Source organism: Marihabitans asiaticum (assembly GCF_007828725.1).
GTDB classification, from domain to species: Bacteria; Actinomycetota; Actinomycetes; order Actinomycetales; family Dermatophilaceae; genus Marihabitans; species Marihabitans asiaticum.
Genome location: NZ_VIUW01000001.1, coordinates 661,559 through 674,837, shown reverse-complemented (window position 1 = coordinate 674,837; position 13,279 = coordinate 661,559). Strand labels below are relative to the sequence as shown.

General features: G+C 72.7%; 13 protein-coding genes, 1 tRNA gene and 1 riboswitch. Of the genes, 6 read left to right on the top strand and 8 right to left on the bottom strand.

The features are described 5' to 3' along the window. The first annotated feature begins 107 nt into the window (after positions 1-107). Positions 108-205: transfer RNA gene (locus FB557_RS14105), tRNA-Arg, on the top strand. Between the two features lie 119 nt (positions 206-324). On the opposite strand, the gene FB557_RS03195 is transcribed toward FB557_RS14105, so the two are convergent. Further along, a complete protein-coding gene (locus tag FB557_RS03195; RefSeq protein ID WP_144856054.1) occupies positions 325-690 on the bottom strand; it encodes an SRPBCC family protein in 366 nt (121 codons plus the stop codon). 52 nt (positions 691-742) lie between these two features. Continuing rightward, complete coding sequence (locus FB557_RS03190; RefSeq protein WP_144855487.1) at positions 743-2,059, bottom strand: glycoside hydrolase family 15 protein; 1,317 nt, start codon at positions 2,057-2,059, stop codon at positions 743-745. Between the two features lie 60 nt (positions 2,060-2,119). Here FB557_RS03190 and FB557_RS03185 point away from each other — a divergent pair, with 60 nt between their 5' ends. Beyond that, entirely contained in the window at positions 2,120-3,487 is a 1,368-nt protein-coding gene (locus FB557_RS03185; protein ID WP_144855486.1) for a TrkH family potassium uptake protein, read from the top strand. After that, the gene (locus FB557_RS03180; protein WP_144855485.1) at positions 3,480-3,899 is read left to right on the top strand and encodes a potassium channel family protein; all 420 of its coding nucleotides are present in this window, start codon (positions 3,480-3,482) and stop codon (positions 3,897-3,899) included. The genes FB557_RS03185 and FB557_RS03180 overlap by 8 nt, the downstream gene beginning before the upstream one ends. Positions 3,900-3,990: 91 nt before the next feature. Here FB557_RS03180 and FB557_RS14285 read toward each other — a convergent pair whose 3' ends face one another. From FB557_RS14285 to FB557_RS03165, 3 genes are all read right to left on the bottom strand, one after another. Further along, positions 3,991-4,968: a C40 family peptidase gene (locus FB557_RS14285; protein ID WP_246074349.1), complete on the bottom strand. Its 978-nt coding sequence runs from the start codon at positions 4,966-4,968 to the stop codon at positions 3,991-3,993. A gap of 1 nt (position 4,969) precedes the next feature. After that, a riboswitch (cyclic di-AMP (ydaO/yuaA leader) is annotated at positions 4,970-5,160 on the bottom strand. A 296-nt stretch (positions 5,161-5,456) separates the two neighbouring features. Next, positions 5,457-6,158: an iron-dependent transcriptional repressor DtxR gene (locus FB557_RS03170; protein WP_144855484.1), complete on the bottom strand. Its 702-nt coding sequence runs from the start codon at positions 6,156-6,158 to the stop codon at positions 5,457-5,459. Continuing rightward, positions 6,155-7,402 carry an MFS transporter gene (locus FB557_RS03165; protein WP_170236164.1) on the bottom strand — a complete coding sequence of 416 codons (1,248 nt, stop codon included), beginning with the start codon at positions 7,400-7,402 and terminating at the stop codon, positions 6,155-6,157. Before FB557_RS03165 ends, FB557_RS03170 begins: the two co-directional genes overlap by 4 nt. 55 nt (positions 7,403-7,457) lie before the next feature. On the opposite strand from FB557_RS03165, the gene FB557_RS03160 reads away from it, so the two are divergent. Both FB557_RS03160 and serC read left to right on the top strand, forming a co-directional pair. Beyond that, positions 7,458-8,240 carry a hypothetical protein gene (locus FB557_RS03160; RefSeq protein WP_144855482.1) on the top strand — a complete coding sequence of 261 codons (783 nt, stop codon included), beginning with the start codon at positions 7,458-7,460 and terminating at the stop codon, positions 8,238-8,240. Further along, positions 8,237-9,364 carry a phosphoserine transaminase gene (gene serC / locus FB557_RS03155; RefSeq protein ID WP_144855481.1) on the top strand — a complete coding sequence of 376 codons (1,128 nt, stop codon included), beginning with the start codon at positions 8,237-8,239 and terminating at the stop codon, positions 9,362-9,364. The genes FB557_RS03160 and serC overlap by 4 nt, the downstream gene beginning before the upstream one ends. Before the next feature lie 168 nt (positions 9,365-9,532). Here the strand turns inward: serC and FB557_RS03150 are convergent, their stop codons facing one another. The 3 genes from FB557_RS03150 to FB557_RS03140 all read right to left on the bottom strand — a co-directional run bounded on the left by FB557_RS03150 (position 9,533) and on the right by FB557_RS03140 (position 12,957). Beyond that, positions 9,533-10,828 carry an MFS transporter gene (locus FB557_RS03150; protein ID WP_144855480.1) on the bottom strand — a complete coding sequence of 432 codons (1,296 nt, stop codon included), beginning with the start codon at positions 10,826-10,828 and terminating at the stop codon, positions 9,533-9,535. Between the two features lie 10 nt (positions 10,829-10,838). Continuing rightward, positions 10,839-11,270 carry a MarR family winged helix-turn-helix transcriptional regulator gene (locus FB557_RS03145; RefSeq protein WP_246074347.1) on the bottom strand — a complete coding sequence of 144 codons (432 nt, stop codon included), beginning with the start codon at positions 11,268-11,270 and terminating at the stop codon, positions 10,839-10,841. A 187-nt stretch (positions 11,271-11,457) separates the two neighbouring features. Next, positions 11,458-12,957: an NCS2 family permease gene (locus FB557_RS03140; protein WP_144855479.1), complete on the bottom strand. Its 1,500-nt coding sequence runs from the start codon at positions 12,955-12,957 to the stop codon at positions 11,458-11,460. 32 nt (positions 12,958-12,989) lie between these two features. Here FB557_RS03140 and FB557_RS03135 point away from each other — a divergent pair, with 32 nt between their 5' ends. Beyond that, complete coding sequence (locus FB557_RS03135) at positions 12,990-13,271, top strand: DUF2530 domain-containing protein (protein ID WP_246074345.1); 282 nt, start codon at positions 12,990-12,992, stop codon at positions 13,269-13,271. Positions 13,272-13,279 lie beyond the last annotated feature (8 nt).

Here is a 13,279-nt window from a genome sequence, read left to right as displayed (position 1 = left end):
GAGCGCTTCGTGGGCTTCCACGACGGAACTTGGTGATCGAGTCGCCCCGGCGAAGGCCGGATTTTGGACGTACGACAGACGCCGCGGCCGCCACGACCGAAGGCGACAACCCCGAGTTCACGCGGTTGGCACGGTTCCTAACCGACCAGACCGGACCCTCGCGACTCTCCTAAAGAAGGTGTCGCAGGTTCGAATCCTGCCGGGGGCACAGCCGATCCTGCGAGCTTGCGAAGCAGGATGGATGGGCCCCCTAGCTAGCGCGCGTGGGAACATCAGCCCATTGACTGTTGATGCGGGGCACTCAGCAGGTAGCCCCCAGTGCCGTCAGCTCACCAACCGGTGCAGGGCCCACCAGGCCAGCGGCCGGTACCCGATCACTAGCACGGCCGGAGCGTGCACGACCACCCACGCCGTGACGCCCTCGCCCACCTCGTCGACACCGTGGTCTAGCGGTACCCCAGGTCCTGGGCCGACCCGCCAGGACCATCGGCGTGCCGACTCGTCGACATCGGTGATGACGAAGGGGATCCGACCGACCGGGGAGGCCAGCACCTCCCCCTTCGTCCCCGGTCGGATGACCGGGTCATCGCACCGCACACCCCGAATCTGGGGCGCCCACGATGACCAGGTGTCAGGCGTCGTGTACCGACGCCACACCTCATCGGCCGGCGCCGGGCCAGTCGCGCGCACGAGGGAGGTCACGACCACATCCTCTCGCGCCCGGACGCATCCGCGGGCCCGCTCATACCCCTTCGCTCAGGGCACGAAGGGCGAGGACCACCGACGCCGCGGTCCAGGCCAACGGTGCGGGGCCAGCGGGAGAGCCGTCGGCGAGCACCTTCTCGGGCAGGGACCCGGCCACCGTCCGGTGCTCGTCGAGCCAGCGCAGCGTCTCCTGCGCCCGCTCGCGGGTCGCCGGATCGCCCGCCCAGGCGCCCGCAAGCACCGCGGTCTCCGGCGTCCAGGCCACCCCGTCGACGCGCCACCCCACACCCGGCGCGTAGCCGCCGTTCGCCCGTCGCATCCGCCCTGCGGCGCCGTCCAGCGCCGCCCGGAGCGACCCCTCGGCATCCCCCGCCGAGCGATACGGCGGCAGCATGAAGGCGATCGCCGTGTCGCGCTGGGTCCGCCCCCGCTCCCGCGGCCACCCGGCGGCCCCGAAGACCGCCGCCGCGCGCTCCTCCAGCCGCTCCGCCGCCCGGGCGCACCGCCGAGCCAGCCCCACGTCCCCTTCGCCACCCAGGCGGGCGAGCACCGGGACCGCGGCCTCGAGCCCGGCCAGGATCGGCGCCACCGTCCCCAAGGTCAGGCGTGAGGTCGCCACCTCCCAGTAGTCCGGGCTGACCCGCGGCAGGCCGTCGGCGCCCAGGCGGTCCAGTCCCATCCGGGCGCACCGCCGCACCAGATCCGCCACGACGTCCCGGTACGGCCCGCCGACCCACGTGCCGTGCAGCCGCCCGCACGCCCAGAGCACCCAGCCGATCCCGTCGTCCTGCGGATGACGCCCGTCCGGCACTCCCCCTTCGGGCAGGTACCGCGCCTCTACCCGGTCCTCCCCGACCAGCCGGGCCAGCGCCGCCAGCTGGCGGACCGCCGTACCGACGTCGCCCAGCTCGGCGAACGCCACCGCGACGTGCGCGGTGTCACGCGGCCAGGCGTAGCGCCACCGCCCCTCCCAGCCCGCGACGGCCACCGGCAGCCGCCACGACAGCACCCACAGGTCCAGCGCCGCCCCCGTGAGCAGCTCGCGGTGCTCACCGGTCGGGTCGAGCAGCGCGTACGGGATACCCGCCAGCAGCTCGTCCTGCGCCGCCACCGCCGCCTCGGCACCCCGCCCGTCCAGCGTCCGCCGCCCCTCGACGAGCAGGCCACGGTCGGTCTCCTCGACGCCCCGCCGGGAGGCGCGCCACCCCCCTTCGCCGACCGTCGTCGCCACGGTCACCCCGAAGGACAGCTCGTCGGCCCGAGCCCGACCGTCCCGGTAGGCGCCTCCCGCGCCGGCCACGCCGAGCGCGAGCAGCCCGCCGCCACCGGTCAGGGCGGCGCGGCGAGAGATCACGGCCACATCCTGCCCGGCGAGTTGCGGCGGCGGCGCAGAGCAGGTCTAGAGTCCCGACTCGTGGATCGAGGAGCACGCACTCCTGCGGGCCGAGCGATCGACCTGCTGCTGGCCAACCCCGCGCGGTCGGTGCTCACCGGCTTCGCCGCCTTCATCACCCTGGGGACCCTCCTCCTCCGGCTGCCCATCGCGCACGAGGAGGGGCAGAGCACCGACCTCATCACCGCGCTCTTCACGGCGACGTCCGCGACCTGCGTCACCGGTCTGGTCACCGTCGACACCGCCACCCACTGGTCGGCCTTCGGCGAAGGGGTGATCCTCGCCCTGATCCAGGTGGGCGGCTTCGGCGTGATGTCGGCCGCGTCGTTGCTCGTCCTCCTCCTCGGGCGGCGGCTCACCGGCGCCACCTCGATCCTCAGCCAGGCCGAGTCCCGCGCGGTCGAGCACGAGGAGGCCCGCTTCGTGCTGCGCGGCATCGCCCGGGTGACCCTGCTCGTCCAGGGTGTCGTCGCGATCGCCCTCTTCCTGCGCTTCTGGCTCGGCTACGACATGCCGGTGGGTCAGGCGGCCTACCACGGCTTCTTCCACAGCCTGTCGGCGTTCAACAACGCCGGCTTCGGGCTGCGCGCCGACAGCATCACGCCGTGGGCGCAGGACCCGCTGATCAACCTGCCGCTCATGGCTGCGGTGATGATCGGCGGCATCGGGTTCCCCGTGCTGTGGGGTCTGCGCCGTCACCTCTTCCGGGTCGGACGGTGGTCGGTGCACATGCTCGTGACCGTCTGGGTGTCGGTCTTCTTGTGGGTGGCCGGGGCGCTCGCCTTCGCCGTCTTCGAGTGGACCAACCCGAAGACGCTCGGGGCGCTCTCGCCGGGCGGTCGGGTGATGGCCTCGGCATTCCAGTCAGTCGTCGCGCGCACTGCCGGCTTCAACAGCGTGTCCATCGGCGACCTGCACCCCGAGACCCTGCTGACCCTCGACGCCTTGATGTTCGTCGGCGGCGGGAGCGCCGGCACGGCCGGCGGGCTCAAGGTCGGCACCTTCGCCCTGCTCGGCTTCGTCATCTGGGCCGAGCTGCGCGGCGAGCCGACGGTGCACGCCTTCCACCGGCGCCTGCCGTCGGCGACGATCCGGCAGGCGCTGACCGTCGCCCTGCTGTCGGTCGGCGGGGTCGCGACCGGCACCGCCGGGCTGCTCATCGCCACCGACGCCGAGCTCGACGCGGTCCTCTTCGAGGCGGTCTCGGCCTTCGCCACCGTCGGGATGTCCACCGGACTGACCCCCGAGCTCGGGGTCGGCGGTCAGCTCATCGTCATCGGGCTGATGTTCTTCGGCAGGCTCGGTCCGATCACGCTCGGCGCCGCGCTGGCGCTGCGCAACCGACCTCGGCGCTACGAGGTCCCGGAAGAGAGGGTTCTCGTTGGCTAGGTACGACGTCGCCGTGCTGGGGCTCGGCCGCTTCGGCAGCGCGCTCGCCATGGAGCTCGAGCAGGCCGGGGTCCGGGTGCTCGGCGTGGACACCGACGAGCGGCTGGTCCAGTCGCTCGCCGACGACATCCGGCATCTCGCGATCGCCGAGGCGCACGACGTCGAGACCCTCGAGCAGCTCGGCATCACCCCCGACACCCTGTGCGTGCTCGGGATGACCGACATCGAGGCCTCCCTGCTCATCCTCACCTCGCTGAACTCCCTCGGGGTGAAGGAGATCTGGGCCAAGTCGGGGTCCTCGCAGCACACCAAGGCGCTCAGCCGGCTGGGGGCGACCCGGATCATGCAGCCGGAGCGCGAGGCCGGCCTGACGATGGCCGGCGAGCTCATCGACCGTCAGGCGAAGGGGTGAGCCCACCCGCTCGAGAACGGCGACGCCCCCGCCGGCGGGAACCGTGGTTCCTGCCGGCGGGGGCGGGCGAAGGGGGGAGGTCGGGTGCCGGTTACTGGACCCGGCCGTAGCCGGACACGCCGCTGAAGACCGGGCGGACCGAGACCGACTTGCCCGTCCGCGGAGCGTCGATCATCTGGCCGTTGCCCACGTAGATCCCGACGTGCCAGGCAGGGGAGCCGAAGAAGACGAGGTCGCCCGGCTGGGGGTTGCTCACCGGCACGGTGGCGGCCTGCTGCGCGGTCGTCACGCGGGGCAGGGACTTGCCGGCCTTGCCGAAGACGTACTGGGTGAAGCCCGAGCAGTCGAAGCCGGAGGGGCTGGACCCGCCGTAGACGTACGGGGTGCCGGTGTACTGCTTGGCGATGCCGATGACCCCGCCGGACGTTGCCGGCGGCGCGCTCTGCTTGGCCGTGGTGGACGAGCTGCCCGAGCCGCTCGACGACGAGCCGCTCGCGCTGGTGGAGGAGCTGCTCGAGCTGGTGGACGAGGAGCTGCCCGAGCCGCCGGCGGAGGGCTGGCTGGACGTGGCGTCGGCGCTGGAGGACTCCGACTGCCCGGCCTGCTCCTGCGCGGCCTGGGACTCGCGCTCGGCGTCGCGGGCCGCGCGGGCCTCCTCGGCCTCGCGGGCCTCCTGCGCCGCCTGAGCCTGCTCGGCCTCGCGGGCCTCCTGCGCCTCACGCTGGCGCTGCTCGACCAGCCAGCGGGGCGGACCCTCGGGCTTCTTGACCGCCTCGACGGTCAGGGCGCCGAAGGCCTGAGCGGTGACCGACGGGGTGACCGTCTCGGGCGCGGCGACTGCCGGGGCCGCTGCCGCCGGCGCGGCCGCTGCGGGACGGGACTCCGCGACGGCCTCGGTGTCGGCCGCGACGGCGGGCACCGCGACGGCGGCGACGAGCCCACCCGTCGCGGCGAGGACGGCGGAGCCCTTCAGGAGGGGCGTGGACGCCTCGGAGACGAGGGTCGCCAGCTCGGTCGCCGGGTTGTAGCGGCCTGCCGCGCGGTGGCGGCCGTGTGCACGTTCGGTCACGTCATGTCCTCTGCGCGCCTACGAGGTGAGCTGTCGGGTTCGGGTGGAGGTTCACCCGGCCCTCGGCCGCCCGCGGGCGACCTGGAGGACTTGACCCCTAGGAGCTTGCGCTCCGCGAGTGGGTCCCCCGTTCCTGCTGCATGTGATGCCAGGGGCACCGACCACGGCAGCAGGACTCGGCGATCCGTGGTTGGCGGCCCACCGTGTCGTGGTGGACGTGCCCGACCGTACACACCGCCGAACCGAATGTCACATTCTGGTCACGGCGAGCCGGGATAGCGCGCCCGCCCAGCCCTGCCCCCTTCGTCCCCAGTCCCGGCGCCCGCCTAGGCCCCCTTCGCCACTCGTGCCGTTCGGGCAGAAATGGCGGGCGTGTCGCGCGACACGCCCGCCATTTCTGCCAAGAGGGCAAATCTGGCGACTGGGAGGAGCGAAGGGGGTACACCCACCCCGAATCGGCGCGCGCCGATGAGCGCTTCGGGTGAGACTCAGGGCCGGCCGACGAAGACGTGGCTGGCGACGTCGAGCGGCAGGGACACCCCTTCGCTCCTGGGCTGGCCCTCGCGGACGATGACGATCCGGTCGGCGTCGTCGAAGACGTCGACCCGCTCATTCGGGCGGATCTCGGCGGCGGTCAGCAGGGCGAGGGCTCCCTCGTCGCCCTGGACCGGCTCACCGAGTCGGCGCACGACGTGCGGGCCCTCGATCGCGTTCACGGCGACCTCGGTCAGGCTGGCCAGCCCCTCGCGGAAGTCGTCCGGGCCCTCCTCGCCGAGGAGCTCGTCCAGACCGGGGATCGGGTTGCCGTAGGGGGACTCGCGGTGCTCGCCGAGCAGCGCCACGATCTTGCGCTCGACCTGGTCGCTCATGACGTGCTCCCAGCGGCAGGCCTCCTCGTGGACGAACTCCCACTCCAGGCCGATCACCTCGGTGAGCAGCAGCTCGGCGAGACGGTGCTTGCGCATGACCCTCGTGGCGTAGCGGCTGCCCTCGTCGGTCAGCGCGAGGCGCCGGTCCTCCCCCACCGTCACCAGCCCGTCGCGCTCCATCCGGGCAACGGTCTGCGACACCGTCGGACCCGAGTGGTCCAGCCGCTCCGCGATCCGGGCACGCATCGGGGTGATGCCCTCCTCCCTGAGCTCGAAGATCGTCCGGAGGTACATCTCAGTGGTATCGACGAGGTCCTTCACGAAGATGATTGTGCAACGTCGCGCCCACTTAGGCCACCCTTAGCCGCTGCTCGATCGCTGCGGAGGGTCCACCACCCCACCCACCCCGCGCCGAGCAGCCCCACCACGCCGATCGCGAGCGCCGTCGTCGTGAGGCTGACCAGCGCGGTGAGCACGGCCACGGCCAGCGAGCCGCCGGCGTGCCCGACCTCGCCGCAGAAGCGCCACCCACCGAGGAACTCCGAGCGACCGGCGTCGGGGGCGTTGTCCGCGCCGAGCGTCATGACGATCCCCGCGCCGAGCCCGTTCGCCACCGCCATGGCGCTCGCGACGGCCACGAGGCCGCCGAAGCCGTCCGCCAGCGGCAGCGCCGCGATGGTGACCGCGAGCAGGACGGTCATCGGGGTCGCCACCGCCGCGCGCCCCACCTGGTCCATCACCCATCCCGCCGGGTAGACGAGGAGCAGCTCGAGCGCGCCGGCCACGGCGAAGGCGGTCGAGCTCTCCACACCGCCGAGCCCGAGATGGGCGGCCCAGAGGGGCAGGATCACCACGCGCGCCTGCCGCAGCGCGGACATGATCACCACGGCCCCGCCGACGGTGAGCAGGGTCCGCGCGTGGCGCCGCAGCACCCGCACGAGGCTGCCCAGCCCCTGCTCGCCCGCCGCTGCGGCGCCCATCGCCCGGTCACGGGAGGCGGTGATGTCAGGGGTCAGCGCGACGATGGTCAGGGATGTCGCCGCCCCGGCGATCGCGACGACGAAGGCCCCCTGCAGCCCAACCAGCGACACCGCCACGCCCCCGAGGGCCGGCCCGAGGAGCATCCCCAGCCGCAGCGCGCCGCCGAGCAGGGACATCCCACGAGCGAGCCGGTCCGCCGGCAGCAGGTCGATCATGAATCCCTGGCGGGCGAGGAAGTACACGCTGCTCGCCAGACCCGCGACGCACAGCGCGGCGCCCATGACGACCAGGCTCGGCACGAACCCGGCCACCGCGAGCGCGACCACGTCGACGACCCCGGCAAGTACGAGGGCACGCCGCTCACCCACTCGGGCGACGAGCACCCCGGCGGGCAGCGCACCGATCAGCTGGCCCACGCCGATCAGCGCGACGACGAGCCCCGCGGCCGCGAGAGAGGCGCCGAGCTGCTCGTGCGCCCGCAGCGCGGCGACCGGCAGCACCGCGCCGATGGCCGTGCCGTTGCCGATCACCGGCCCGTAGGCCGGCAACGCGATCTGCCGCCAGGCGAAGGGGGGTGCGCTCACCGACTCAGCCTGGCACCTCCCGTCGGGCGCGCCTGCGTCAGTAGGCTCAGCGGACATGGCCACGGATCACCCCCCTTCGTCCTCGGTCGTCCCCGCTGCACGGTCCGGCCCACCGGGCTGCGGCAACGGCGGCTGGGTCTGCGGACTCCTCGCCGAGCGGGTCGACGCGCTGAGCGCGGCGACCGACGACCTGCCCGCGGTCCAGGTGCGGCTCTCGGCCCCGACGCCGGTCGAGACCCCGCTGCGGTGGGAGGTCGACGGGGAGGCGGGCGACGCCGACGTCAGCGTGCGACTGCTCGACGGGGAGACGCTCATCGGGTCGGCGCGGCGAGCTCCGGCGCCCGCGCTGACCGTGCCGAGCCCGGTCGACCTCGCGACCGCGCGCCAGGCCGCCGCCGACTGTGACATCACCAGCCACCCCTACCCCGGGTGCTACGTGTGCGGCCCGGATGCGGCGGATGGCCTGCACATCTACGCCGGATCGGTCCCCAGCACGTCGGTGCACGCCGCGACGGTGACGCTTCCGGACGAGGGGCTGCCGCCGGTGCTCGCCGCGCTGGACTGCCCCGGGGCCTTCGCCGTCGGCTTCGGCGAGGACACCCTGCTGCTCGGCACCTTCACCGCGCAGGTCCTCGCCGACGTGCCGCGGGAGCGCGAGCTCGTCGTCATGGCGTGGGACGAGGGCCGGGAGGGGCGCAAGCGGCACTGCGGCACGGCGCTGCTGGACGGCGGCGAGGTGCTCGCGCAGGCCGCCGCGACCTGGATCGTCGTCACCCGGGAGACGATCCCCGGCACCGCGCCCGCGGGGTCGGCTGCGACCGGTCGGGAGGGCTCGTGAGCGCGCTACCGGCCCACCTGCTCCCGACCGACGGCCGATTCGGCGCCGGCCCGAGCAAGGTGCGCCCGGAGCAGGTCGCCGCGCTCGCTCGGCTGGCCGAGGTCGGTGACGGGAGGACGCCTCTGCTCGGGACGTCGCACCGGCAGCAGCCGGTGCGCTCCCTCGTCGGGTCGGTGCGGCGCGGGCTGCTCGACCTCTTCGACGCCCCGGACGGCTACGAGGTGGTGCTCGGCAACGGCGGGTCGACGGCCTTCTGGGACGTGGCGACCTTCGGCCTGCTGGAGCAGAAGGCCCAGCACTGCGTCTTCGGTGAGTTCTCCGCCAAGTTCGCCGAGGTGACCCGCTCCGCCCCCTTCGTTCAAGACCCGAGCGTGCGCGAGGCGGCACCCGGGTCGGTCGCCCTCCCCGAGCCCGAGGAGGGGGTCGACCTCTACGCGTGGCCGCACAACGAGACCTCGACCGGCGCGATGGCTCCGGTGCGCCGGCCGAAGGGGGATCCCGGCTCGCTCGTCGTCGTGGACGCCACCTCGGCGGCCGGTGGCGTCGCGGTCGACCTCGCCGAGACCGACGTGTACTACTTCGCGCCGCAGAAGTGCTTCGCCTCCGACGGGGGGCTGTGGCTGGCGCTGATGAGCCCGACCGCGATCGAGCGCGCCGTCGACCTCAAGGACTCGGGCACGTGGATCCCGGCGAGCCTCGACCTCGTCACCGCGATCGAGCAGTCCCGCCAGGACCAGACCTACAACACCCCGGCGCTCGCGACCCTGGTGATGCTCGACGAGCAGGTCCGCTGGATCCTCGACAACGGTGGGCTGGCCTGGGCCGACGCCCGGACCCGGGAGTCCTCCGGCCTGGTCTACGACTGGGCCGAGGATCGGGCGGAGGCCACCCCCTTCGTCCGTGAGGTCGAGCACCGCAGCCAGGTGGTGACGACGGTCGACTTCGCCGACGACGTCGACGCGGCGGCGATGGCGGCGACGCTGCGCGAGCACGGCGTGGTCGACGTCGAGCCCTACCGCAAGCTCGGCCGCAACCAGCTGCGGATCGCGACCTTCCCCGCGATCGAGCCCGACGACGTCCGGGCCCTCCTCGCCTGCCTGGACCACCTGCTCGACCACCGCTGACCAAAGTGCTGCATGCAGCACTTCCGCGGCCGTGCAGCAGATGCATCTGCTGCACGGCCAACAAAGTGCTGCGCGGTCGGCCGACCTCCTACAGGAAGAACCCCGCGGCGACGGCGAAGACGAGGGAGAAGAGGACGACGATCGTCGTCACGCGGCGAACTCGTGGGCTCATCGGGCGGCCTCCGGCATCGTGTGGGTGGGTCGGCGCACCGGGGTGCTGGTCACGACGATCCGCGGACGGCGCGCCGACTCATAGCTCACCGACACGTTCTCACGATGGGCGAGCCAGACCGACACCGCCGCGAGGGTGAGCGCGATGGCGATCGCTCCGACCCCGATGGTCCAGCGCGGCCCGAGGACGTCGCCGATCCACCCGACGACCGGCGCGCCGATCGGGGTGCCGCCGAAGAAGATCGCCATGTACAGGGCCATGACCCGGCCGCGCATCGCGGGATCGGTGCGCATCTGCACCATCGCGTTGGCCGTGGTCATCGCGGTGAGCGCGGTGAGCCCGCACGCCGCGAGCGCGACGGCGAAGGCGAGGTAGCCGGGTGCGAGCGCCGCGGCGCCGGCAGCCACGGTGAAGCCGAGCAGGGCGAGCAGGAGCACCCGCAGCCGCGGCTCGGAGCGCCGGGCGGCGAGCAGGGCCGCGGCGAGCGAGCCGATCGCCATGACCGAGCCGAGCAGGCCGTACTCCTGAGACCCCTTGTCGAAGACCTGCGTGGCCATGAGCGCGATGGTGATCTGGAAGTTCATCCCGAAGGTGCCGAGCACGAAGATCAGGAGCATGACGAGCTGCAGGTCGGGACGTCCGCGCACGTAGCGCAGCCCCTCGGAGATCGAGCCGCGGCGGGCGGCCCGCGGCGCCGGGGTGAGATCGGCGGCGCGCAGGGCGGCCAGGGAGAGCAGCACCGCGGCGAAGGTGGCGGCGTTGGCCAGCATCGTCGGGCCCGACCCGACGGCCGCGATCGAGACACCGGCGACAGCAGGGCCGACGAGGCGGCCGAGGTTGAAGGAGGCGCTGTTCAGCGCGACGGCGTTGGGCAGCCGGGTGCTCGGCACCATCTCGCCGACGAAGGTCTGCCGCGCCGGGTTGTCGAAGGCGGTGGCGACACCGGTGAGCAGCGCGAGGGCGTAGAAGTGCCACAGCTGCGCGGTGCCGGTCAGCACGAGGACGCCGCCGATGAGGGCCGAGAGCAGCAGCACGGTCTGGGTGACCATGAGCAGCGTCCGCTTGGGCAGCTGGTCGGTCACGGCGCCGCTCCACGGCGCGAGGAGCAGGACGGGCAGGAACTGCAGGCCGGTGACGATGCCGAGGGCGCTGGCGGAGTGGTCGGTCAGCTCGGTGAGGACGACCCAGTCCTGGGAGACCCGACCCATCCAGGTGCCGACGTTGGAGATCAGCGCGCCGAGCGCCCAGACGCGGTAGTTGCGGATCGAGAGAGAGGCGAAGGTGGGGCTCACGGCTGGGCAGTCACCTCGCCGCGATCCGGTCGAGGATCTGGGTTGCCGCGGTGAGCGTGGCCCGGTCGGTCTCGCTCAGCTCGGCGACGCGGGAAACCATCCAGGCGTCCCGGCGGGCCCGGGTGCGCCGCAGCGTCTCCCGGCCGGCGTCGGTGAGCGAGATGAGCACCTGGCGCCCGTCGTCCGGGTGGTCCGAGCGGTCGAGCAGCCCGTCGTCGACGAGGCAGGTCAGGGTGCGGGTCATGCTCGGCGCGGAGACCTTCTCGATCTCGGCGAGCGCTCGCGGCGTCAGCGGCCCGGCCTCGAGGCGGGCGAGCACGGAGAACTGGTGCGGCGCCACCTCGTGGTCGCTCTCGAAGCGGACCCGGCGGCTGATCCGCATGCACGCCAGCCGGAGATCCTCCGACAGGGCGCGCACGGACTGGTCCTGGGCCGTGGGCACTGGCTCATCCCCCTTCGCTGTCATGGTCGGGACAGTTAGCACAACTCATTACTCTTGCTAACTATTCCCTGCCTACAAGACCCAGCCAGCTGGGTCTTGTGGACCTGGCTGGGCCTCGAGACCCAGCCAGGTCAGCGAAACCCAGCCGGCTGGGTTTTGTGGGGACGCCCAGGACGGCGAAGGGGGGTCAGCTCACCCCGAGGACGTCCTTGATCGGGTCGATCGCGAAGTAGAGGACGAAGAGCCCGGAGGTCAGCCACATGAGCGGGTGCACCGACCCGGCCCGGCCGCGCACGATCTTGAGGAAGACGTAGGTGACGAAGCCGGCGCCGATGCCCGCGGTGATCGAGTAGGTGAAGGGCATGAGGATGATCGTGAGGAAGGCGGGGATCGCGATCTCCAGGTCGTCCCAGCTGATCTGGGTGACCTGCTGCATCATGAGGAAGCCGACGAGGACCAGCGCCGGGGTCGCCGCCTCGTAGGGGACCATCGCCACGAGCGGGCTGAGGAAGGTCGCCAGGAGGAAGAGCACGCCGGTGACGATCGCCGCGAGGCCGGTGCGCGCCCCTTCGCCGACGCCGGACGCGGACTCGATGTAGGAGGTGTTCGAGGAGACGCTGCCCGCGCCGCCGGCGATCGCGCCGATCGAGTCGACGACGAGGATCCGCTGGCTGTTCGGCGGGTTGCCCTCCTCGTCGAGCAGGCCACCCTCGGCGCCGACGGCGACCATCGTGCCCATCGTGTCGAAGAAGTCGGCGAGCATGAGGGTGAAGACGAGCAGCGACGCCGAGACGATGCCGATCTTGCCGAAGGACCCGAGCAGGCTGAACTGGCCGAGCAGCCCGAAGTCGGGCATCGAGACGACCTGGTCGGGCAGGGCGGGCACGTTCAGACCCCAGCCGGTCGGGTTCTCCACCGTGCCGTCGGTGCCGACGATGCGCGGGCCGATGTCGGCGAGCGCCTCGACGATGATCGCGAGCACGGTCGTGCCGATGATGCCGTAGAGGATCGCGCCCTTCACCCCGCGCAGGTACAGCGCGAAGATCACGAAGAGTCCGACGACGAAGACGAGCAGCGGCCACCCGGCGAGGAAGCCGCCGACGCCGAGCTCGCCGAGCGGCCCGCCGGCCGCCTTGCGCACGAAGCCGGCGTCGACCAGCCCGATGACGGCGATGAAGAGACCGATGCCGACGCTGATCGCGACCTTGAGCTGAGCCGGGACCGCGTGCAGCACGGCCTTGCGGAAGCCGGTGAGCACGAGGAGCAGGATGATGATGCCCTCGAGGACCACCAGGCCCATCGCGTCGGCCCAGGTCATCCCGGGCAGCTTGGCGATGCCGAAGGCGACGAAGGCGTTGAGCCCAAGCCCCGCGGCGAGCGCCAGCGGGTAGTTGGCGACCGCGCCCATGAGGATCGTCAGCAGCCCGGCGACGAGGGCCGTGCCGGCGGCGACGAGGGTCTTGGCCTGCTCGACGTCGCCGCCGCCGAGGAAGCCGCCGGTTGCGTCGGCCTGCGTCCCGATGATCAGCGGGTTGAGCACGACGATGTAGGCCATGGTGAAGAAGGTGGCGAGCCCACCGCGGACCTCCCGGCCCAGGGTCGAGCCGCGCTCGGTGATCTTGAAGTACCCGTCGAGTCCGGCGGGCGTCTTCGAGCCGGCTGCGGTGGCGTCAGGGGTGGAGGACATGGCGGCAGGTTAGTGGGCCTACCCTGACCTTCGTGACCCAGGACCGTGGCACCGCCGAGGTGGACGAGGAGAGGGGCGAAGGGGGGAGCCGGCCGGCTCCCGTACCGGCTCCGGTGCAGCTACGCACCGACCGTCTCGTCCTCGTCGGGATCGGTGCGTGGCTGGTCGCGCTCGTCGTCGTGCTGCTCGTCCCGGCCCTGCGCTCGGGGGACCGCGACTGGTGGCCGTGGGCGTGCGTCAGCGGTGCCGCGCTCGGGTGCCTCGGCTACGCCTACCTGCGTCGTGGTCGGGGCAACGCCGCCGATGCCACCTGAGCGGCGAA